The organism is Staphylococcus sp. AC872 (genome assembly GCF_979255425.1).
Genome location: NZ_CEEDKW010000042.1, coordinates 1 through 332, shown reverse-complemented (window position 1 = coordinate 332; position 332 = coordinate 1). Strand labels below are relative to the sequence as shown.

Sequence of the window (332 nt, the reverse complement as noted above, 5' to 3'; positions counted from 1 at the left end):
GAGCTATCACTTAATGATGATGACGTGCTTGTACTTTCGGATCCACTTAGTGAAGTCGAAGTACTAGTGCTTTCAGAATCACTTAGTGACGTACTACCACTCGTAGATGAACTGTCAGAAAGCGAAGTACTCGTTGAATCGCTAGTTGAAGTACTATCACTTAATGAAGTGGATGTACTTGTGCTTTCGGAATCACTCAATGACGTACTACCACTTGTCGATGAGCTATCGGAAAGTGAAGTACTCGTTGAATCACTCGTTGAAGTACTGTCACTTAAAGAAGTTGACGTACTTGTACTTACAGAGTCACTTAGTGATGTACTTCCACTTGT

Annotated in this window: 1 pseudogene; it reads left to right on the top strand. The window is 41.0% G+C overall.

The window, feature by feature from the left end:
• A pseudogene (locus ACZ267_RS12855) lies at positions 1-332 on the top strand (hypothetical protein); the annotation flags it as partial.